The sequence below is a fragment of the Variovorax paradoxus genome (assembly GCF_024734665.1).
In the GTDB taxonomy this organism is placed as follows: domain Bacteria; phylum Pseudomonadota; class Gammaproteobacteria; order Burkholderiales; family Burkholderiaceae_C; genus Variovorax.
Map to the genome: position 1 here is coordinate 6388387 of NZ_CP102931.1, position 19748 is coordinate 6408134.

Annotated in this window: 21 protein-coding genes; 8 read left to right on the forward strand and 13 right to left on the reverse strand. The window is 67.0% G+C overall.

The features are described 5' to 3' along the window. Window positions 1-211 precede the first annotated feature (211 nt). The 9 genes from NWF24_RS29880 to gtdA all read right to left on the reverse strand — a co-directional run bounded on the left by NWF24_RS29880 (window position 212) and on the right by gtdA (window position 9165). Window positions 212-820, reverse strand: a complete 609-nt coding sequence (locus NWF24_RS29880) for a glutathione S-transferase (protein WP_258351684.1) — start codon at window positions 818-820, stop codon at window positions 212-214. A 36-nt stretch (window positions 821-856) separates the two neighbouring features. After that, window positions 857-1747, reverse strand: a complete 891-nt coding sequence (locus tag NWF24_RS29885) for an acyl-CoA thioesterase (protein ID WP_258351685.1) — start codon at window positions 1745-1747, stop codon at window positions 857-859. A gap of 92 nt (window positions 1748-1839) precedes the next feature. Beyond that, on the reverse strand, window positions 1840-2529 hold the full coding sequence (locus NWF24_RS29890; protein WP_258351686.1) for a hypothetical protein: 690 nt from the start codon (window positions 2527-2529) through the stop codon (window positions 1840-1842). A 54-nt stretch (window positions 2530-2583) separates the two neighbouring features. Beyond that, entirely contained in the window at window positions 2584-3939 is a 1356-nt protein-coding gene (locus NWF24_RS29895; RefSeq protein WP_258351687.1) for an FAD-dependent oxidoreductase, read from the reverse strand. Further along, window positions 3939-4919: a Bug family tripartite tricarboxylate transporter substrate binding protein gene (locus tag NWF24_RS29900; protein ID WP_258351688.1), complete on the reverse strand. Its 981-nt coding sequence runs from the start codon at window positions 4917-4919 to the stop codon at window positions 3939-3941. The genes NWF24_RS29895 and NWF24_RS29900 overlap by 1 nt, the downstream gene beginning before the upstream one ends. Before the next feature lie 83 nt (window positions 4920-5002). Continuing rightward, entirely contained in the window at window positions 5003-5980 is a 978-nt protein-coding gene (locus NWF24_RS29905) for a Bug family tripartite tricarboxylate transporter substrate binding protein (protein ID WP_258351689.1), read from the reverse strand. A gap of 62 nt (window positions 5981-6042) precedes the next feature. Beyond that, window positions 6043-7308: a 3-hydroxybenzoate 6-monooxygenase gene (locus NWF24_RS29910; protein ID WP_258351690.1), complete on the reverse strand. Its 1266-nt coding sequence runs from the start codon at window positions 7306-7308 to the stop codon at window positions 6043-6045. A gap of 24 nt (window positions 7309-7332) precedes the next feature. Beyond that, entirely contained in the window at window positions 7333-8037 is a 705-nt protein-coding gene (locus NWF24_RS29915; protein ID WP_258351691.1) for a fumarylacetoacetate hydrolase family protein, read from the reverse strand. Between the two features lie 66 nt (window positions 8038-8103). After that, complete coding sequence (gtdA, locus tag NWF24_RS29920) at window positions 8104-9165, reverse strand: gentisate 1,2-dioxygenase (RefSeq protein WP_258351692.1); 1062 nt, start codon at window positions 9163-9165, stop codon at window positions 8104-8106. 121 nt (window positions 9166-9286) lie between these two features. On the opposite strand from gtdA, the gene NWF24_RS29925 reads away from it, so the two are divergent. The 6 genes from NWF24_RS29925 (at window position 9287) to NWF24_RS29950 (ending at window position 13358) form a co-directional block, all read left to right on the forward strand. Then, window positions 9287-10183 (forward strand): LysR family transcriptional regulator, encoded by an 897-nt coding sequence (locus NWF24_RS29925; protein ID WP_093053751.1) that lies wholly within the window; start codon window positions 9287-9289, stop codon window positions 10181-10183. A 112-nt stretch (window positions 10184-10295) separates the two neighbouring features. Continuing rightward, the gene (locus NWF24_RS29930; RefSeq protein WP_258351693.1) at window positions 10296-10745 is read left to right on the forward strand and encodes an acyl-CoA thioesterase; all 450 of its coding nucleotides are present in this window, start codon (window positions 10296-10298) and stop codon (window positions 10743-10745) included. Between the two features lie 95 nt (window positions 10746-10840). Continuing rightward, the gene (locus NWF24_RS29935) at window positions 10841-11320 is read left to right on the forward strand and encodes a phasin family protein (protein ID WP_093175397.1); all 480 of its coding nucleotides are present in this window, start codon (window positions 10841-10843) and stop codon (window positions 11318-11320) included. 146 nt (window positions 11321-11466) lie between these two features. After that, window positions 11467-12189 carry a TetR/AcrR family transcriptional regulator gene (locus NWF24_RS29940; RefSeq protein ID WP_258351694.1) on the forward strand — a complete coding sequence of 241 codons (723 nt, stop codon included), beginning with the start codon at window positions 11467-11469 and terminating at the stop codon, window positions 12187-12189. A 5-nt stretch (window positions 12190-12194) separates the two neighbouring features. Next, window positions 12195-13034 (forward strand): hypothetical protein, encoded by an 840-nt coding sequence (locus NWF24_RS29945; RefSeq protein WP_258351695.1) that lies wholly within the window; start codon window positions 12195-12197, stop codon window positions 13032-13034. A 66-nt stretch (window positions 13035-13100) separates the two neighbouring features. Continuing rightward, a complete protein-coding gene (locus NWF24_RS29950) occupies window positions 13101-13358 on the forward strand; it encodes an acyl-CoA-binding protein (protein WP_258351696.1) in 258 nt (85 codons plus the stop codon). Between the two features lie 21 nt (window positions 13359-13379). On the opposite strand, the gene NWF24_RS29955 is transcribed toward NWF24_RS29950, so the two are convergent. From NWF24_RS29955 to NWF24_RS29970, 4 genes are all read right to left on the reverse strand, one after another. Then, window positions 13380-14294: a DNA/RNA non-specific endonuclease gene (locus tag NWF24_RS29955; RefSeq protein WP_258351697.1), complete on the reverse strand. Its 915-nt coding sequence runs from the start codon at window positions 14292-14294 to the stop codon at window positions 13380-13382. A 55-nt stretch (window positions 14295-14349) separates the two neighbouring features. Next, the gene (locus NWF24_RS29960) at window positions 14350-14601 is read right to left on the reverse strand and encodes a hypothetical protein (protein ID WP_258351699.1); all 252 of its coding nucleotides are present in this window, start codon (window positions 14599-14601) and stop codon (window positions 14350-14352) included. Then, on the reverse strand, window positions 14598-16247 hold the full coding sequence (locus NWF24_RS29965) for a S8 family peptidase (protein WP_258351701.1): 1650 nt from the start codon (window positions 16245-16247) through the stop codon (window positions 14598-14600). The genes NWF24_RS29960 and NWF24_RS29965 overlap by 4 nt, the downstream gene beginning before the upstream one ends. Before the next feature lie 66 nt (window positions 16248-16313). Then, complete coding sequence (locus tag NWF24_RS29970; RefSeq protein WP_258351702.1) at window positions 16314-17552, reverse strand: CaiB/BaiF CoA transferase family protein; 1239 nt, start codon at window positions 17550-17552, stop codon at window positions 16314-16316. 252 nt (window positions 17553-17804) lie between these two features. Between NWF24_RS29970 and NWF24_RS29975 the strand changes: the two genes are divergently transcribed. Both NWF24_RS29975 and NWF24_RS29980 read left to right on the forward strand, forming a co-directional pair. After that, window positions 17805-18695, forward strand: coding sequence for an AraC family transcriptional regulator (locus NWF24_RS29975; RefSeq protein ID WP_258351703.1), 891 nt, complete (start codon window positions 17805-17807; stop codon window positions 18693-18695). Window positions 18696-18805: 110 nt separating this feature from the next. Continuing rightward, window positions 18806-19726: an ABC transporter substrate-binding protein gene (locus NWF24_RS29980; RefSeq protein ID WP_258351704.1), complete on the forward strand. Its 921-nt coding sequence runs from the start codon at window positions 18806-18808 to the stop codon at window positions 19724-19726. Window positions 19727-19748 lie beyond the last annotated feature (22 nt).

The following is a 19748-nucleotide window of genomic DNA, read 5'->3' on the forward strand; positions in this document are numbered from 1 at the left end:
GCCGCGAGGTTCTGCGCGCCCACTGACACTCATCACCGTGTTCTCGTTGGCCATTCAGGCTTTTGTTGTTCGGGGCGATCAACCACCGCTCTGATCGATCACGTCGATGGGGTGCTCTGTTTCGCGAAATAAAGGAGGAGGCCGAAGGCCGGGGGACATTCGCGAAACAGAGCACCCCGTCGGCGGGATTGCGCCCCGAAACGAACGAAACCTAAACCGGAGGCAAAGTAGCCCGCATCGACGCACGCTGGTTGAATGCTTCGAACCACTTCGCACTGTTCGGCGCCTCAGCGCGCCAGTCGACGGCAGGAAACCGGAAGTCCATGTAGCCCAGCGCGCACCCGAAAGCGATGGTGCCGATGTCGACACGATCACCGAACGAAGGCGCAGCCGTCTCGAGCCATTCGAGGCCGGTGCGCACCTTGGCGAGTTGGCCATCGGTCCAGTCAGCCCAGCGCAGTTCCTCAGGGCGCAGCACGCTCTCGTAGCGGGCGAGCAATGCTGCGCCGGTCATGCCGTCGGCCAGCGCGAGTTCGGTCAGGCGCGCCCAGCGCGCGGTTCCGTCTGCCGGAAACAGTTTGCCCGACTGCGTGGCGTTCAGGTACTCGCAGATCACGCGGCTGTCGAACAGCACCTGGCCGTCGTCGGTGATGAAGGTCGGCACCTGGCCGAGCGGGTTCTTCGGGATGATGGTGGCGTCGCGCTTCACGGGGCCGGCCGCGCTCGGCAGCTTCTCGATGCGGTCTGCAATGCCGAGCTCGTGCGCCACGACCATGCACTTGCGCACGAAGGGGGAAGCGGGAGAGAAGAAGATTTTCATGGTGATGAGAGCTTGTGTTTCAGGCGTGCACTGTGACTACGCCGGCTTCCTGATGCGCAGCATGCCCTCTTGCGCGGCCGAGGCCACGAGCCGGCCGTCGCGCGCATAGAGGCTGCCGCGGCACAGGCCGCGCGCGCCGCCCGCGCTGGGCGAATCGAGCACGTACAGCAGCCAGTCATCCATGCGGAAATCGCGGTGGAACCACATCGCGTGGTCGAGGCTCGCGGGGCGCACCTGGCCGCTCATGAAGCTCAGGCCGTGCGGCAGCATCGCGGCGCGCAGCAGGCCGTGGTCGGAGGCGTAGGCCAGCAGCGCGCGGTGCACCATCGGATCGTCGGGCAGCGGCGCGATGGCGCGCATCCAGATGGCGCTTTGCGACGCCGCCGGGCGCGGCAGCGGTGCCATCAGGTCTTCGGGGTCGACGCGGCGGTATTCGATGCCGTGCGGCTGGATCGCCTTGGAGCGCCAGGGCTCGGGCAGGCGGTCGCCGAGGGCGATGCGCTGGTCGAGTTCGCTGACGAGGCCTTCGGGGCCGGCCACCTCGGGCATGTCGAACTGGTGCTCGACGCCTTCGTCCACGGTCTGGAACGAGGCCGACATTTCAAAAATGATGCGCTCCTGCTGGCGCGCCACCACGTGGCGGGTGGTGAAGCTGCGGCCGTCGCGCACGCGGTCTACGCTGTACTCGATGGGTGCGTGCTCGCCCGGCAGCAGGAAGTAGGCGTGCATCGAATGCACCGGGCGCTCGGCGCCGACCGTGAGGCTGGCCGCCATCAGCGACTGGCCCAGCACCTGGCCGCCGAACACGGCGGGCGTGCCGATGTCCTCGCTCTGGGCCAGGAAGCGGTCGTTGCCCAGTGGCTCGAGCTGCATGAGCGCGACGAGTTCGTTGACTATGCGGGAGGCGGTGGCGGAATCGGTGGTCATCGGGGGGAAAGCGGTCAAAAACCTGGCAGAAAGCAACCCTGGACCATAGCAAAGGCCGCGCCCGCAGGCTGTCGCGGGCCGGTCAGCGACTGCTATTTGAAGAAGCAGATATCCATGAAACGGGCCCGGCAGCTGTAGTCCGTTCCGCCCTGCACCACGGACAACGGCGCCCCACCCAGCACCAGCGAGCCATCGGCGGCTCGAGACAGCGGCGTCGGCGCGGCCTTGTCGGCGGGGCCGCTGGCCGTTTCCTGCTCCACGTACTTGAGGTACTGCGTCCGGGAGAAGTCGACCGCCTCGTCCTGCTTCAGCACGCCGGCCTCGTAGCGGCGGCCCTTGACGCTGCCGAAGTAGCGCAGCGCCGGCCCGGTGCGGTCGCCGTATTTCACTTCGGTCCTCGCGAAGCCGGTCTGGATCAGGAAGGCCTGGTCGTCAGGCGTCAGGTCGGTGTCGAAGACCATCAGCACGTACTGGCCTTCGAGGCTCTGGTTGCGCGCCACCTTCAACTCGCCGACCAGGGCGGGCGAGATCTTGGTGCGACCTTCCCACCGCAGGATGGTGGCCACACCCGGGTCGCCGTCGAATACGTAGTGGTACTTCTCGCCGGCAATGACGAGCTTGCGGCCGTCCTTGCTCGCGAGAAAGCTCACCATCGCGTCCTTGCCATGAACGGGCTCGCCCTCGGGCGTACTGGCGCAGCCCCACTGCATCAGGCCGAGCGCGGCGCATGAAAGAGCCAGGAAGCCGCGGCGCGCGGTGATCGACAACGAAAGAAGGTTCACGTTTCGTCCGGGGGTCGAGTTCATCTTGCCCCGGACTCTAGCGCGCCGCCGTGCTCAGCGGTCGAGGTCGGCGCCGTCGGCGGCCAGCTTTTTCTGCAGGGCCGGCACATCGACCTTCGCGCAGGCGCCGCCGCCCAGCGACGCTGCCGCCGTGCCCGCGGCCTGCCCCATGACAAAGCAGCCACCGCTCGCGCGCGCGGCCGACTGGCCCTCGTGCGTCATCGATGCGCAGCGGCCGGCCACCAGCAGGTTGTCGAGCGTCTGCGGCACCAGCATGCGCCAAGGCAGGTGGTTGTAGGCGTTGGCTTCGTCGCGCGGAAAGGCCCATTCGATGCGGCCGTCGGCGTGCATTTCCATCGGCCAGGCATTCAGGCCAATGTTGTCGTCGAACTTCGCCGAGCCCAGGATGTCCTCGCGCCCGAGCGCATACAGACCCTGGATGCGCCGCGTCTCGCGGATGCCGACCTGCGGCGCGATCTCCACGATGGACGACTGCGCGAAGCCCGGCACCTCGGCCTTCAGGAACTTGAAGTACTCGCTGATCTGGCGGCGGCCTTCGAGTTCGCCTTCGGTGAGTTCGCGCGCATCGACGCCGTTCATCGCGCGGCCCTGGGCATTGCGGATCTGCGTGACGTTGGCACGCCATTCGCGCGGGTCCTTGTTGGGCCGCAGGATGGCGCCCTCGCGCGGAAACTTGTAGACGCCCGGCTTCTGCTGCTCGGTGCGCGCCATGTAGTCGTTGATGGCCTTGAACTCGCCCACCGCCTCCAGCGCGGCCGGTGCGTCGACCTGGCCGATGCGGAACATGGTGGTCGGAAAGAGCCCGCTGCCATGGCCGTCGCCCACTTCGAAGGGCACGCCGGCAAAGGCCGCCACGTCGGCATCGCCGCTGGCGTCGATGAAGGCGTTGGCGCGGATGGCCTGGCGGCCCGACTTGGTCTCGACCACCAGCGCCGCGATGCGGTTGCCGTCGCGGATTACCGCGGCCGCGTACGCATGGAACAGCAGCTTCACGCCCGCGGCGTCGAGCAACTGGTCGGCGGCCAGCTTGTAGGCCGAGGTGTCGTACGAGCGCACGCAGATGCGCCCGCCCATGCCGTTCTGCGGCTGGTTCATGCCGTTGAGCCCGGCGATGCGGTCGATCAATTCGTCGACCACGCCGCGCACCAGTTGCGTCATCTCGCCCTTGCGCTTGCCGTACAGGCCCGCGAAGTTGGTAACACCGCCTGCAGTGCCCATGCCACCGAGAAAGCCGTAGCGCTCCACCAGCAGCGTGTTGGCGCCGTGGCGTGCGGCGCTCACTGCAGCGGCAATGCCGGCGGGGCCGCCGCCGACCACCACCACGTCGTATTCGCCGAATACCGGCAACTCGCGCGCCGGTTCATGCAATGTTGTGGGAGACGTAGTCATTACTGCAGCTTGATTCCGCGGGCCGAGATGATCTTGCTCATGATCGCCGCCTCTTCGTTCACACGCGTGCGCATGCCGTCCGGCGAGGTGCCCACGGCCTGCCAGCCCTGCTCGAAGAGCTTGCGGCGCACGTCCGGGTTCTTCATGACCACTTCGAGTTCGCGGCTGATGCGCGCCTGCGCCGCCTTCGACAGGTTGGCCGGGCCCAGCAGCGCCACCCACACCTCGAGGTTGAAGTCCTTCACGCCGGCCTCCGACAGCGGCGGGATCTCGGGCACCAGCGCGCTGCGGCCGCCGGTGAGGCCGATGGCCTTGAGCTTGCCGGCCCTGATCTGCGGCATGGCCACGCCCGGCGGGATCAGGCCCATCTGCACCTGGTCGCCCAGCATCGCGGTGATGACCTGCGGGTTGCCCTGGTAGGGCACGTGCTCGGGCTTGAAGCCGGGCACGCGGGTCTTGAGCAGTTCCATGCCCAGGTGCCCGACCGAGCCGATGCCCACCGAGCCGTAGTTCCACTTGTCGCCGGCCTTGCGGCCCTCGTCGAAGAAGGCGGTGCCCGAGGGCAGGTTGTTCTGCGCCACCAGCACCAGCGGCGCGGTTGCGATCAGCGACAGGTAGGTGAAGTCTTTCACCGGGTCGTACGGCAGCCTGGCGTACAGCATCTTCGACGACGTGAGATTGCCGTTGATGACGATGCCCAGCGTGTGGTCGTCGGTGGCCTTGGCCACCTGGTCGGCCGCGATGTTGCCCGAGGCGCCGGCCTTGTTGTCGACCACGATCGGCTGGCCCAGCGCCTTCGACAGCGGCTCGGCGATGGTGCGCGCCGCGATGTCGGGCGTGGAGCCGCCCGGGAAGCCCACGAGCAGGCGGATCGGCTTGGTAGGCCAGGCGGCGTTCTCTGCATTGGCGCTCAGTGGCAGCGCAACGGCGGCAGCAGCCAGGCCGCAGGCAATCAGGAGAGCTCTCTTGGTGGCTTGCATGAAAAGAAGTGTGAAAAAGTTGTCAAAAAACAAAGAGGGTCAGCTTAACTGTCGAGTGAGACAGCGGGCAAGCCACGCCCCCGTTAATCCAAGCTGATGTTGCCCCTGCGCACCAGCTCGCCATACACCTTCGACTTGGCCTCGGCGTTGCGCTCGATTTCCTCGGGCGACCAGGCCAGCGGCTCGAAGGCGAAGGTGTCGAAGCGGGCTCGGATTTCGGGGTCGGCGATGACCTTGGCCACGTCGGCATTGATCTTCGCCTTGACGGCCGCCGGCACGCCCTTGGGCGCGAGCAGCGACACGAACGAATTCACCTCCAGCGAGGCCGGGCCGCCGGCCTCGGCCATGGTCGGCACGTCGGGCATCTGCGGAATGCGCTTGGGCGCGGCAATGGCGAGGTAGCGCAGCTTGCCGGCCTTGTAGATGCCCTGGCTCGACGGAATGCTCGCGAAGCTCCAAGGCACCTCGCCGGCGCCCACGTTGGAGAACAGCTGCGACACCTCGCGGTACGGCGCGTGGCGCATGTGGATGCCGGTGAGCGCCTCGAGCTGCTGCGCGCCCAGGTGGCCCGGGCTGCCCACGCCCCACGAGCCGTAGACGATGCCGTCGGGGTTGGCCTTGGCGGCGGCGATCAGGTCGCTCATGTTCTTCCACTTCGAATCAGTGGCCACGGCCACGAAGAAGGGTGTGCGAAAGAGCGACGCCACCGGGTCGAAGTGCTGCAGCGTCACGAAGTTGCGCGACTTGTACAGGTGCGGCAGCGCGGCGATGTGCTCGCTGTCGAGCTGCAGCAGCGTGTAGCCGTCGGGCGCGGCGCGGCGGGCCTGGTCGATGGCGATGAAGCCGCCGCCGCCGGGCTTGTTGTCGATCAGCACGCGCTGGCCCCACAGGCGCGAGAGCTTGTCGGAGACCAGGCGCAGCACCGCGTCGGGGCCGCTGCCGGCCGCGAAGGGGGTGACCAGGGTCACCGGCTTGTTGGGGAAGTCGCCGGCTTGCGCCATGGCGCCTGTCGCCGCCGTCAGGGCAAGGACGCCTGTCAGCAATGCGCACGAAAAATTCATGTCTTGTCTCCTGGGCCTTTTTGGCCTCGATGGTTAGTTATGAATGATGAAAGCAACGGGTGTCAGTGCGGCGAAAGCGCGGCAGCCGCTTCGTTCGCCGCCATGGTCGCGGGCCGCAGCGCCTCGGGCGCATCGTCCAGGCAATGCTCGGGCCGCCAGGCGTAGAGCCATTCGACCGCATCGTAGAAGCGCTCGGGCGAGCGGCCGACCCACAGGCTGTTGCGCACGAGGCGTTCCACGCCCTTGGCGTGATACAGCCGCCCCATCTCGCGCACCGACAGCACCACGCGCGCCGTGCGGGCGATGCGTGCCGCTTCATAGAGCTTGAACGCGGCAGCCATGTCAAAGCCGCTGGCCTTCACCGCCTCGCCGAGCGTCACCGCGTCTTCGAGCGCCATGCAGGCGCCCTGCGCGAGGTACTGCATCATGGGATGCGCCGCATCGCCCAGCAGCGTGGCCGGGCCCTCGCTCCAGCGCTCGACCGGATCGCGGTCGGCGGTGCTCCAGCGGCGCCACGAGGTCGGGCGGTCGAGCAGCTGGCGCGGGCGCGCATGCACGCCCTCGAAGTACGAGAGCACTTCTTCCTTGCTGCCGTCGGTCACGCCCCACTCTTCCTGCTCGCGGCTGTGGAAGGTGACGACCAGGTTGTATTGCTCGCCATGGCGCAGCGGGTAGTGCACCAGATGGCAGTTGGGGCCCGCCCAGACCACGGGCGCGTTCCAGCGCAAGTCGGCCGGCATGTCGGCCGCGGGCACCACGGCGCGGTAGACCACGTGGCCCGACACGCGCGGCGCATCGCCGATGAGTTTTCCGCGCACCACCGACTTCACGCCGTCGCAGCCGACGATGGCGTCGGCCTGAAAGCGACGGCCGTCGCTCGTGACGGCCGTGACGCCTTGCGCGCCCATATCGATAGCTTCAACCTGCGCCGAGGTATGGAAGCGGATCAGCGGATGCTGCTTCACGGCTTCGTGGATCGCGCCGTGCAGGTCGGCGCGGTGGCTCACCGCATAGGGATTTTTGAAGCGCGCTCGGAAGGCTTCGCCGACCGGCACCGAGGCCACTTCGCCGCAATCGACCGCGTCCATCATCACCAGCCTGTCGGTGAACACCGAGCCCCGGCGCACCGCCTCGCCCACGCCCAGCGCGTCGAGCGCGGCGAAGGCATTGGGGCCGAGCTGCAGGCCGGCGCCAATCTCGCCGATGGTGGCGCTCTGTTCGAGCAGGTCGATGGAAACGCCCAGGCGCGCAAGCGCCAGCGCCGCGGCCATGCCGCCGATGCCGCCGCCGACCAGCAGCACGGTGGGAGGGTTCTTCGATGGGGTCATGGCGGGCCTGTGCGGTGAAGAAGATCAGTCGATTTGCACGGTCAGCGAAGGCAGGCGGTCGATGCTCACCTTGATCGTCTGGCCGGGCTTCACCGCGCCCACGCCTTCGGGCGTGCCGGTGAAGATCAGGTCGCCGGGCTGCAGCGTGAACAGCGTCGACAGGTTGGCGATGACTTCGTTCACCGACCAGATCAGGTGCGTGATGTCGCTGTTCTGGCGTACCTGGCCGTCGACTTCGAGCACGATGGCGCCGGCGTTGATCTCGCCCACGTCGGCCAGCGTGCGCAGCGGCGCGATGGGCGCGGAGAAGTCGAAGGCCTTGCCGATTTCCCACGGACGGCCCTGCTCGCGCATCTTCATCTGCAGGTCGCGGCGGGTCATGTCCAGGCCCACGGCGTAGCTGTGGATGTGGCTGGCGGCCTGGTCGACGGGGATGTTCTTGCCGCTCTTGCCGATGGCGACCACCAGCTCGGCCTCGTAGTGGTAGTTGCTCGTGAGCGGCGGGTAGGGAATGGACGCGCCTTTGCCGTCGAACACCGGCACCACGGAAGCGTCGTCGTTCGGCTTGCAGAAGAAGAAAGGCGGTTCGCGGTCGGGGTCGAAGCCCATCTCGCGGGCATGGGCCGCGTAGTTGCGGCCGACGCAGTAGACGCGGCGCACGGGGAACTGCTGGTCGGAGCCCACGATGGGCAGGCCGACGATGGAGGGAGGCGTGAAGACGAAGGACATGAAGGCTCCTGCCGCGCGTGGCGGCACACGGTCGAACAAAAAAAGAAAAGAAGGGTCGCCCGTGCTTCAGGCGTCTTCGAGAAAGGCTTCGCGCAGGATGCCCATGGCCTGCTGCACAGGGCGATCGGAGAAGCTGAAGAGCACGGTGTCTTCGCCCGGCGACGACAGCCGCAGCGGCGCCCACGAAGGCACCACGAAGGTGTCGCGTGGACCGAACGCGAAGCGCTGGCCGGCAATCTCGGCCGTGCCGTGGCCTTCGACCACGCTGTACACCGCGCCATCGGTCGCGCGGTGCGTCTTGCCCGCGAAGCCCTTTGGCAGCAGTTGCAGGTTGGTCGAGATGGTCGGCATCGGCGAGCCGCCCGTCAGCGGGTTGATGTAGCGCAGCTTGTGGCCCAGCCAGGCATCGGGCGCTTCCTGCGTCTGCAGTTGCGCCAGCGCCTCGCGGCTGCGTGCGTGGGGGTAGTTGAAGATCGGCGAGGTGGCCGATGCGTGGTCGTGCCGCACCGGCACCATGTTGTGGCCGAAGCGCGCGAGGCTGTTGCCTTCGGGGCGCGACACGTGCTGCACCTTGGCGTCGTCGTTCTCGGCGAAGCCGGCGTCGAAGAAGCGCAGCATCGGAATGTCGAGTCCGTCGAGCCACACAACCGGCTCCACGCTGCCGCCGATGCCTTCGTTGCCATGGTCGTGCCAGGCCCACGAGGGCGTGATGATGAAGTCGCCGGGGTACATGGTGGTGCGTTCGCCGCCCACCGTGGTGTAGGCACCCTTGCCGTCGACGATGAAGCGCAGCGCCGACTGCACGTGGCGGTGCGAAGGCGCCACCTCGCCCGGCATGATGAGCTGCAGCCCGGCGTAGAGCGACTGCGTGATCGACGAGTTGCCGGGCAGCGCCGGGTTCTCGAGCACCAGCACGCGGCGCACGGCCTCTTCGGCGGTGATGAGTTCGGCCGACTCCATCAGCAGCGGGCGGATCTCGTCGTAGCGCCACAGCGCGGGCACGCAGGGCGTCTGCGGTTCGCGCGGCACCAGCGCGTGCAGCGATTCCCACAGCGGCGTGAGGTTCAGCGGGCGGATGCGGGCGTAGTAGTCGCGGCGTTCTGCCGCATTGGAAGGCGCGGGTTTCATTGCGTGGTTGTCTCCGTGGCGGCATTGTTGAGCCGGACCACTATTTCCTCAAGACCGGTAGCCAATACACGGAATTCGAAATTTCGATAATGGTGCCTTTCACCGTACGCAGGAGCCCCGGATGTCCAAGCTCGATCTCGAATGGCTCGCCGTGTTCGACGAGGTCTACAAGACCGGCAACGTCTCGAAGGCGGCCGAGCGGCTGGGCATGGCGCAGGCGGCGGCCAGCACCGCGCTGAACAAGCTGCGCGCGCATTTCGACGACCGTCTGTTCACCCGCACCGCCCAGGGCATGCAGCCCACGCCGCATGCCGAGCGCATCTATCCGAACCTGCGCGAGGCGCTGGCCCAGCTGGCACAGGCCCAGGGCAACCGCAGCAGCTTCGAGCCCGCGCAGGCGCAGCGGCGCTTTCGCATCTGCATGACCGACATCAGCGAGGTGGTGCTGCTGCCTGGCCTGCTCGACCACCTGCGGCGCGCGGCGCCGGGGGTGCACATCGAGACCGAGATCATTTCGACGATCAGCGGGCGCCGGCTGCAGGACGGCGAGGTCGACCTGGCCGTGGGCTTCATGCCGCAGCTGGACGCGGGCTTCTACCAGCAGACGCTGTTCATGCAGAACTTCGTCTGCCTGGCGGCGCAGAACCATCCGCGCATCGGCGCGAAGCTCACGCGCAAGCGCTTCGAGGCGGAGGCGCACGCGGTGGTGTCGACCTCGGGCACCGGGCACGCCATCGTCGACACGACCATCGCGCGGCTGGGCCTGAAGCGCGACGTGGTGGTGCGGCTGTCGAGCTTCCTGAGCGTGGCGCGCATCGTGGCGCACACCGAGCTGATCGTGGTGGTGCCGCGCATCCTCGGCAAGGTGCTGGCCACGCAGGAGCCGGTGAAGCTGCTGGAGCCGCCCTTCACGCTGCCGGCCTATGCCGTGAAGCAGCACTGGCACGAGCGCTTTCATGCCGACCCGGGCAATGCCTGGCTGCGGCGCACCCTGGCGCAGTTGTTCAGCGGCAGCTAGCCGCCGACTGACTGAGCGTGCATGCCCGGACGACGGGCGGCAGCCGCAAGCGTGCGCCCGCTCGCATAATCGCGGCTCCCCACCTCATAGCCATATTCGAAAAGGCGGCCCCATGTCTTCGATCACCCTGCGTTTTCTTGCCGAGCCCAGCACCGTCAACTTCGGCGGCAAGGTCCACGGCGGCACGGTCATGAAGTGGATCGACGAGGCCGGCTACGCCTGCGCGACCAGCTGGGCCAAGCGGTATTGCGTCACCGCCTTCATCGGCAGCATCCGCTTTCACCGGCCGATCATGATCGGCGATCTCGTCGAGGTGGAGGCCCGCCTGGCCTACACCGGTAACACCAGCATGAACATCTCGGTCGAGGTGCGCAGCGGCGACATGAAGGGCGGCTCGATGGAAAAGACCACCGAATGCCTGATCGTGTTCGTCTCGGTCGACTCGCACGGGCGGCCGCTGCCGGTCGAAGCCTTTGTGCCCGGCACGCCTGGTGAAATGGCTCTGGCCGAGCGCGCCAAGGCGCATCTCGACGCGAGCCGCGCGGCGGGCGCAACGCCCTGAGCCTTTCCCAGGGCTTCGCCCCATAGACGCGAAGCTCTAATGCAAAGCACGTCGAACAGCTAGAGTCAGCCGCTTGTTTGCAAAGGAACATTCGCATGGCTACCCAGGACGACGACAGCAACGGCAAGGCCGCAGACCGCATCAAGGATTCCGCCCAGCAGATCTGGCTTGCCGGGCTCGGCGCCTTCGCCAAGATGCAGCAGGAAGGCAGCAAGGCCTTCGAAGCGCTGGTCAAGGACGGCGCCGGCATGCAGAAGAAGACCCAGCAGGCCGCCGAGGAAACCCTGTCCCAGGCCCAGCAGCGCATGGCCGGCTTCGCCAGCGAGTTCGGCACCAAGGCAGCTGGCCAGTGGGGCAAGCTGGAGAACATTTTTGAAGAACGCGTGGCGCGCGCGCTCGAAAAGCTCGGCATCCCCAGCGCCGCCGACATGGCCGCGCTGCAGGCGCGCGTCGAGGCGCTCGAAGCACAGCTGAAAAAATCGCAGGGCGCCACCGCCGCTCCCCGCAAGACCGCGGCCCGCAAGACGGCTGCGCCCGCCGCCAAGAAAACCTTGCGCCGCAGCAAAGCCGGCTGAGCCAGCCCGCGCCGTCTGCCGACCGGTCGGTATTGCGGCACTGCACAAAAATTCAGCGCCGCAAAACATGTCCCGCACCGTTCATGGTGCGGTGCACATGCGCTAGAGTGCCCCCAAGAGACCACGAGACAACCGGGGGCACCGACATGGCAAAGAAGGCGCCACGCCGCACAGCGCAACGCATCCTCGAAGCCGCATTGGATCTGTTCAACCGCTTCGGGGAGCCGAACGTCTCGACCACCCTGGTGGCGGGCGAACTCAACATCAGTCCGGGCAACCTGTACTACCACTACCCGGCCAAGGAAGAGCTGATCAACAAGCTCTACGAAGCCTACGAGATCGAGCTCAACGAGCTGCTGCACGCCAGCGAAGGCGTGCACGACGTGGAGGACGCGTGGTTCTTCATGCACAGCCTGTTCGAGCTGATCTGGCGCTACCGCTTCCTCTACCGCGACCTCAACGACCTGCTCAGCAAGAACCGGCGGCTGGAAACCCAGTTCCAGCTGGTGCTGAAAAACAAGGCACGCGCCATCCGCCAGCTGATCGCCGGCCTGAGCCGCGCCGGCCACCTCGAGATCGACGCGCACGAGGTCGACACGCTCGCGCAGAGCATGGTCGTGGTGCTGACCTACTGGCTCAGCTATGAATATGTGCGCAACCCGCGCGAGGCGCTGGAGCCCGCGCATGCGGCGGGAGCGCTGATGCGCGGCGGCCACCACACCCTGCACCTGCTCGCGCCCTACCTCGGGCGGGAACAACGGCGGCATCTGCTGACACTCAGCAATGCCTACAACGGCGAAGATTCCAGCAACAGCGGTGCCGGCAGCAGCGCCGGCGCCGTGGCTTCCCCGGTCGATATGGCGGTCTAGCAACCATGCCCCACCCCGATTTCAAACCGCTCTCGCTGATGTCTGCCAGCCCGATTGCCACCGCCGACGCGGCCCCCTGGACGCCCCTGCCCTGGGCCGACGTGCCTCGCTTCGATGCCCGCAGCGTGCTGCTCCACTGGCCGCGCCTGCATGCCGGCCACGAGTTGCCGCTGCCGGCCGAAAGCTCTGCGCTCGCCGAAGGCTGGGCGCTGTACCACAGCGGCGAATTCGAACGCGCCGCCGCCGTCGGCCTGCTGCAGGGCGCCGAAGGGATGGCGCTGGCCAACCAGGCGACCGCGATCTACGCCAACTACGTCGAGCCGCGCGAGGCCGTGCGGCTCGCGATGTTCCGCCAGGTGATCGAGCGCGCGAGCGCGCAGGCCGCTGCCGAGCCCGAGAACTGCCAGGCGCTCTACTGGCAGTCCTACGCACTGGGCCGCTACAGCCAGGGCATCAGCGTGGCGCGTGCGCTGGCGCAGGGACTGGGCAGCAAGCTCAAGGGAGCGCTGGAGCGCGTGATCGAGCTGCAGCCGCGGCACGCGGACGCGCACCTCGCGCTGGCTTCGTTCCACGCCGAGGTGATCGACAAGGTCGGTGCGCTGGTCGGGCGCATGACCTACGGCGTGCGTGCCGAGACCTCGCTCGAATTGTTCGAACGCGGCCTCGAGCTGCACCCCCATTCGGCCGCCGGAATGATGGAATACGCCCGCGCGCAACTGATGCTGCACGGCGAATCGCGCATGGGCGAGGCAACGCGGCTCTATGAAAGGGCTGCAGGGCTGAAGCCGGCCGATGCGCGGGAGCGGCTCGATGTGGAGCTGGCGCGGGCGGGGCTGAAGGACTGAATCTGGTACCACCGGGTACCGTGCAATTTAAGATGCACAGTTTCCGCTTTCTTCAATTCGACCGCCATGTCTGATCTCAACGCCCAATTCGAAGCCGCCCAGGCCAACTCCAAGCTGCTCGCCGAGCGCCCCGACAACCCGACGCTGCTGAAGATCTACGGCCTCTTCAAGCAGGCGACCGAAGGCGACAACACCGCCAAGAAGCCCGGCTTCAGCGACATCGTCGCGCGCGCCAAGTGGGACGCGTGGACCGCCCAGAAGGGTGCGAGCGCCGACGAGGCCAAGCAGAAGTACATCGACCTGATCGAATCCCTGCGCGGCTGATCGACCGCGCCTTCGCTCCAGTCAGGCCGGAAGCTTCGTATCGGCGTAGCGCCGGATGGGCTGGACGAACGCGATGTCAACGCCATCGAGCACGTCACGCCCTTCGAGGCTTTCGAACTTGAGCCCGGTCTCCGCCTCGATGAACGCGAGCGGACGCTGCGATGTGTCGAAGTCTTCAAGGTCGCGCGCCACCCCCGAATCGAGATAGGTGCCCTGGCTCATCAGGTAGGCGATGGCGCTCAGCTCGCCCGTCGCCTCGCTGATGAAGGCAACCACCTTCCAGAAGTCCCGCGGGATCTGTATGCCGAATCTCTCCGGGTCGCCCGACCGGAGGATGGGGCCCGTGAAGACGCTGATGCGCTTGTCGTCGCCCTGGGCATTGCCGAGGATGTAGTCCTCGAGGTCGCCCCACAGCCCATCGTTGAAAGGCTGCCATTGCGGGCAGGCGTTGGTGGCGAAGAATGTGTCGATGTTGGCCCGTTGCGCCGTCGCCAGCGAGCCCCAGTTCGGGTCCTGCCTGCGCGTCATGTGGCCGCGGGAGAATTTCTTGTCCTGCTCGGGGCCGTAGGCCTCCCGCAGCATCTGGTATTCCTTCCTGATGCGGCCGTCGTAGTTCCAGGTGTCATGGCGCGGAACGTTCTTCGACTTCGACCCGTCGATGTTGCACGCCGAGTAAAGCGGCACGCGCCGGGAAATGCATTGCACCGTGCTGAAGTGCTGGTACTTGAGCTCGAAGGAGCCGTCTTCGAGCTTTGCGATGTCGTCCATGGAGATGGCGTCGCCCATCGACGGCAGTTCCACACGATTGGTGTCCCCGAAGAACTCGGGTACGTAGCCTTCGCGGCCCCTGAAGAACTCAGGCGGCTTCGGCGTTGCGGCAACACGCTGGATGCCAGCCCATGAATTGCTCACGACCTGGATGTCTGTATCGGACATGAAGCTCCCTATCCAAAAAACTCCATGACCACCAGCGGCCATGGGCGCCTTGCGGCTATTTCGCGAGCTTGGCGCGTGCGTTTTTCAGATTGAAGACAGGTTTGCGGATTTCCGCGAAGGTAGGCTGGGACACGGCCCATTCCGGGTTCTGTTCGAGCACCGCCAGTTGCTCCTCGTCGAGCTGGGCTTCCACCAGGGTGCTCGTCTTCGGCGTGAGCACCGCGCCCGGCACGCTGCGACGCAGCCGTGCTTGCGCCGACAATTTCTTGCCGGGGCTGCCTGTGTAGGTCAACACGACGCTTGTCACTTCAGAACTCCAAAACCTTCATATTCGGCTGGCCAACCCACCTTTTGCGCTGTCTGAGACAGCATCTTGACGATGGCGTCGGCCTTTTCAGGACCGTCAGGCATGTTAAGCAGCTTCGAATTCCCTGACAACAGACGGGCCGCCATGCCCGAGGAGTACGGCGTGGCCATCGAGGTGCCGGACATCATTGCGTACTTTTCACCCGGAAACGTCGACAGCACCGCCACGCCGGGGCCGATGAAATCGGTCGAAAGCCCGTAGTTCGAGAACTCGGCGACAAACTCCTTCTTGCGGCGGATCTCGCTCTCCTGAAAGCTCTCGGGGCAGTCGGCCGGAAATGTTCCGTCGCGCCCCAGCGCGCCAACGGCCAGGGTGTGGCTGTAGCGGGCCGGATAGCGCAGCAGGGGCTGGCCGTCGTTGCCGGTGGCCGCGAACACCACGACGCCGGCATCGCGCGCCTTCTGGAGGATGTCCGGCATCTCCGGCATCGGCTCCAGGCTGCCCATGCTGATGTTCACGATGTTGCAGCCGTCGCTGATGGCGCGTTCGAGCGCGCTGGCAATGTCGGTCGATTTCGCGCGTCCACGCTCGCCGGTCTTCGGGCAGACGCGATAGGCCAGCAGGCGGCAGGCCGGCGCCAGGCCATAGATGCCGGTGGCGGACGCCTTCTTGCCCGCGATGATGCCGGCGACGTGGGTCCCGTGCCCGATGCCGTTGTCGAGAAAATCCGCGGCATTCTCGCCAGTGACGAAACAGCCGCCGCCCGCCACGGCGATGTCCGCATGCGGCCCGACGCCGCTGTCGATCACGCCGACCGTCACGCCCGCTCCGGCCTGGGGGTCGTATGGCGCGTAGTTCGCCAGCAGCTGGAAGCTGTCGGGCACCAGCGGCGTGGCTTGCACGTTCAATCGCTTCGGTGCCGCGACCCGGTCGAACCCCTTGATGAAGACCGACCAGTGCGTGTGTTCCGGCTCGACCAGGATCATTTCCACCCGCGGATAGAGCACCGGAATTCCCAGGCTCGCGATTCCCTTGCTGTCGGTCACCGCGGGCACGTGCGCGCCGTCCCAATCCACGAGCGCCTTGACCCGGACGCCCGGCACGGGCTTGCCCTGCGGGTCCGCAAGATGCAGCTCGAAGCTCTTGACCTTGGCCCCCGGCGCAACCTGGATCGCGCTGGAATCCATCTCATCGCCCAGCGGCCGGATGTACTGGAGGTAAGCCCATGCGGCGGGTGCCACCCGCAGCCCCGGCGTGTTGCGGCGCATCGCCAGCAGGGCGGACGAGTTGGCCTGCATCACGGACACGTCGTCGAGCTGCTTGATGAGCTTCATCCGGGGAATGCCACGACCTTCCACTCTTTGGCCGAGCGCCTCCGCCGCGTTGCCGAGATTGATTGCGCTCAGCGTCGCCATCTCTGCGCCGCCAGCCACGGCGCTCCTGGAGGGCCACACGATGACGTCGTCGGAGAACTTGGGCTCAGCAGCCATGCGGCGCAGACGCAGCTGCTGCAGCAGGTGCTCCACCTTCTCGCAGTCCAATTTCGACAAGTCCCATTTCGCAGTCCCGTAGACGCGTTCGGTTTCACGCGCAGGGGTGCTGCTGTTCCGCCTCGGGGCTTCCTGTCGCCTGTTCGCTGCTGCCATGGACTCTCCTTGTTGCCCGGTTTATCGCACGGGGGCCATTGCAGGCCCATGAATGGCCCGTATCGGCTAGCCCACTATTCCGCGCTCGTGCAGCGCGGCGATCTGCTCGGCGCTCAGGCCGATTTCCTTCAGCACCGCATCGGTGTCCGCGCCCAGCGCCGGCGCGTTGTGCCGGTGGCTGGCCGGCGTGAGCGACAGCTTGGGCACGAAACCAGGCACCGCGAGCGCGCTGCCGTCAGCCATCTGCACCTGCTGCAGCATGCCGCGCGCGGCGTAGTGCGGATCGGCCGCGATGTCGGCGATGGTGTAGATCCGGCCGCCTGGCACATGCGCCGCGTCGAGCGCGGCCAGTACTTCGTCGACCGTGCGTTGCGCGGTCCAGTCGCCGATGGCGGCGTCAAGCATTTCGACCTGCGCCACGCGGCCCGTGTTGCCGGCCAATGAAGGATTCGCCGCGAGGTCGGGCCGGCCGATGCACGCCATGAGCCGGCGAAAGATGCTGTCGCCGTTGCCCGCGACGATCGCGTAGCCACCGTCCGAACATCGGTACGCATTGGTCGGCGCAATGCCCGGCAGCGCGCTGCCGGCCGCCTCGCGCACCGCGCCGAATTCGCCGTACTCGGGCAGCAGGCTTTCCATGCAGTTGAAAACGGCCTCGTAGAGCGCCACGTCGATCACCTGTCCGCGGCCCTTCGGATATTCGGCGCTCACCGTCGCATGCCGGTGCTGCATCGCCATCAGCACGCCGATCACGCCGTGCAGCGAGGCCAGCGTGTCGCCGATCGACACGCCCACGCGCACCGGCACGCGGCCCGGCTCGCCCGTAAGGTGGCGCAGCCCGCCCATGGCCTCGGCCACCACGCCGAAGCCGGGGCGGTCGCGGTACGGCCCGGTCTGGCCGTAGCCGCTGATGCGCAGCATCACGAGCGCGGGGTTGGCGGCCAGCAGCTCGTCGGGGCCGAGGCCCCAGCCTTCCATCGCGCCGGGGCGGAAGTTCTCGATCAGCACGTCGGCCTCGGCCGCGAGCTTGCGCACGACGGCCTGCGCCTCGGGTTCGCGCAGGTCCAGCGCCAGCGAGCGCTTGTTGCGCGACTGCACCTGCCACCAGACGGAGGTGCCGTCTTTCAGCAGCCGCCAGGTGCGCAGCGGATCGCCTCCGCCGGGCGGCTCGATCTTGATGACCTCGGCGCCGAAGTCGCCCAGCGTGCGCGCAGCAAAGGGCCCGGCGATGAGCTGCCCGAGCTCGATGACCTTGAGGCCGGCCAGCGGGCCCGCTGCCGGAGGGGAGGAGCTTGTTGTCGTCATGACGCCAGAGTGTGCCCGGGCCTGACGGGGCGGGAAAACACCTATGAATTCTTGACTTCGCAAATCCGGCGCCTGCCGCGGTGCAGCAAATACCGCCCGCGGCCCTGCTCTCCCCGAGGAGAAAGGGGTTTGCTGCGGCGCAATGCAAGTCGCCGCATCGGTCGTTCAGGCCTCCCCGGAAGTCAAAAAAGTATCGATCCGGGACGCCTTCTCTGGTTGTTGGCATCGGGAGCGGTTCGTACAGTCCGCCCCATGCAACCCGACCTGGAAATCGTTGAAGTCCGCGGTGACGAATCGTTCACCTGCTGGGCGCACGGCTACCCGTACCGCACGGTGCGCTGGCACTTCCATCCCGAGTACGAGATCCAGCTGATCGTCGAGACCCAGGGCGTGTATTTCGTGGGCGACCACGTCGGCCACTTCGAGCCGGGCAACCTCGTGATGATGGGCCCCGATCTGCCGCACAACTGGATCAGCGACGTGCCCGCAGGCCAGAGCGTCGAGCGGCGCGGCATCGTGATCCAGTTTCCGGCCGGGCTGGTGCAGAACATGGCCGGCACTTTTCCGGAGTTCGAGCGCATCGCGCCGCTGCTGGCCGAATCGGGCTCGGGTCTGCTGTTTTCGGTGGAGACCGCCGCCGCGGCCAAGCCGATCATGGAATCGCTGCTGGAGGCGCGCGGCCTGCGCCGCGTGATCCTGCTGCTGTCGCTGCTCGAACTGCTGGCCGACGGCCACGACCGCCAGCGCCTGGCCAGCCCCGCGTTCAAGCCCGACCCCAAGGCCTTCATGTCGCACGCGATCAACAACGTGCTGGCCCACATCGCGGCCAACCTCGGCGACGACCTGCGCGAGCCGATGCTGGCCGAGCTGGTGGGCCAGAGCCCGAGCGCGTTCTCGCGATCCTTCCGCAAGCACACGGGCCAATCGTTCGTGCGCTACGTGAACCGGCTGCGCATCAGCCGCGCCTGCGAGCTTCTCACCAACAGCGAGAAGCCGGTGCTCGACGTCTGCATGGACGTGGGCTTCAACAACGTGTCGAACTTCAACCGGCAATTCCTGCTGCACAAGCGCATGCCGCCGACCAAGTTCCGCAATTTCCATCGCATGCAGGCCGCGGCCTCGCGTGCCGCCAACCCGCCGTAGCCGGGCTTCCGTGTTCCCCGTGTCGTCACCGACGCGGCCCTTCGGGCGCCGCGTGGGGCGAGCCTTTGTCCGCGTTTTTCGACAGTCACAAACCCAAGGAGACAGCCACCATGAAGAACATCCTCAAAGCCACCGCCCTTACCGCCGCGCTGATCTGCGGCGCATCCGCCGCACAGGCGCAAGCCTCGAAGCAGCCGCTGCGCATCGGCATGACCTTCCAGGAGCTCAACAACCCCTACTTCGTGACGATGAAGCAGGCGCTCGAAGAGGCCGCCGCCAGCATCGGCGCCACCGTGGTCACCACCGACGCGCGGCACGACGTGGCCAAGCAGATCGGCGACGTGGAAGACATGATCCAGAAGAAAGTCGACATCCTGCTGCTGAACCCGACCGACTCCACCGGCGTGCAGTCGGCCGTGCGCTCGGCCAAGAAAGCGGGCCTCGTGGTGGTGGCGGTCGACGCCAACGCGCAAGGCCCGGTCGATTCCTTCGTCGGCTCGAAGAACACCGACGCCGGCCGCCTGGCCTGCGAGTACCTGGCAAAGAGCATCGGCGAGAAAGGCGACGTGGCCATCCTCGACGGCATTCCGGTCGTGCCTATCCTGGAGCGCGTGAAGGGCTGCCGCGAGGCGCTCGCCAAATACCCCGGCATCAAGGTCGTGAGCACGCAGAACGGCAAGCAGGAACGCGCCACCGCGCTCACCGTGACCGAGAACATCCTGCAGGCCAACGGCAACCTCAAGGGCATCTTCAGCGTGAACGACGGCGGCTCGATGGGCGCGCTCGCCGCCATCGAAGCCAGCGGCAAGGACGTGAAGCTCACCAGCGTGGACGGCGCCCCCGAGGCCATCAAGGCCATGCAGAAGCCCGGCTCGAAGTTCATCGCCACCACCGCGCAGTACCCGCGCGACCAGATCCGCCTGGCCATCGGCATCGCGCTGGCGAAGAAGTGGGGTGCCAACGTGCCCGCTGCGGTGCCGGTCGACGTGAAGCTGATCGACGCCGACGGCGCGAAGACCTTCACCTGGTAACCGACGCCAGAAGCAGCGCACG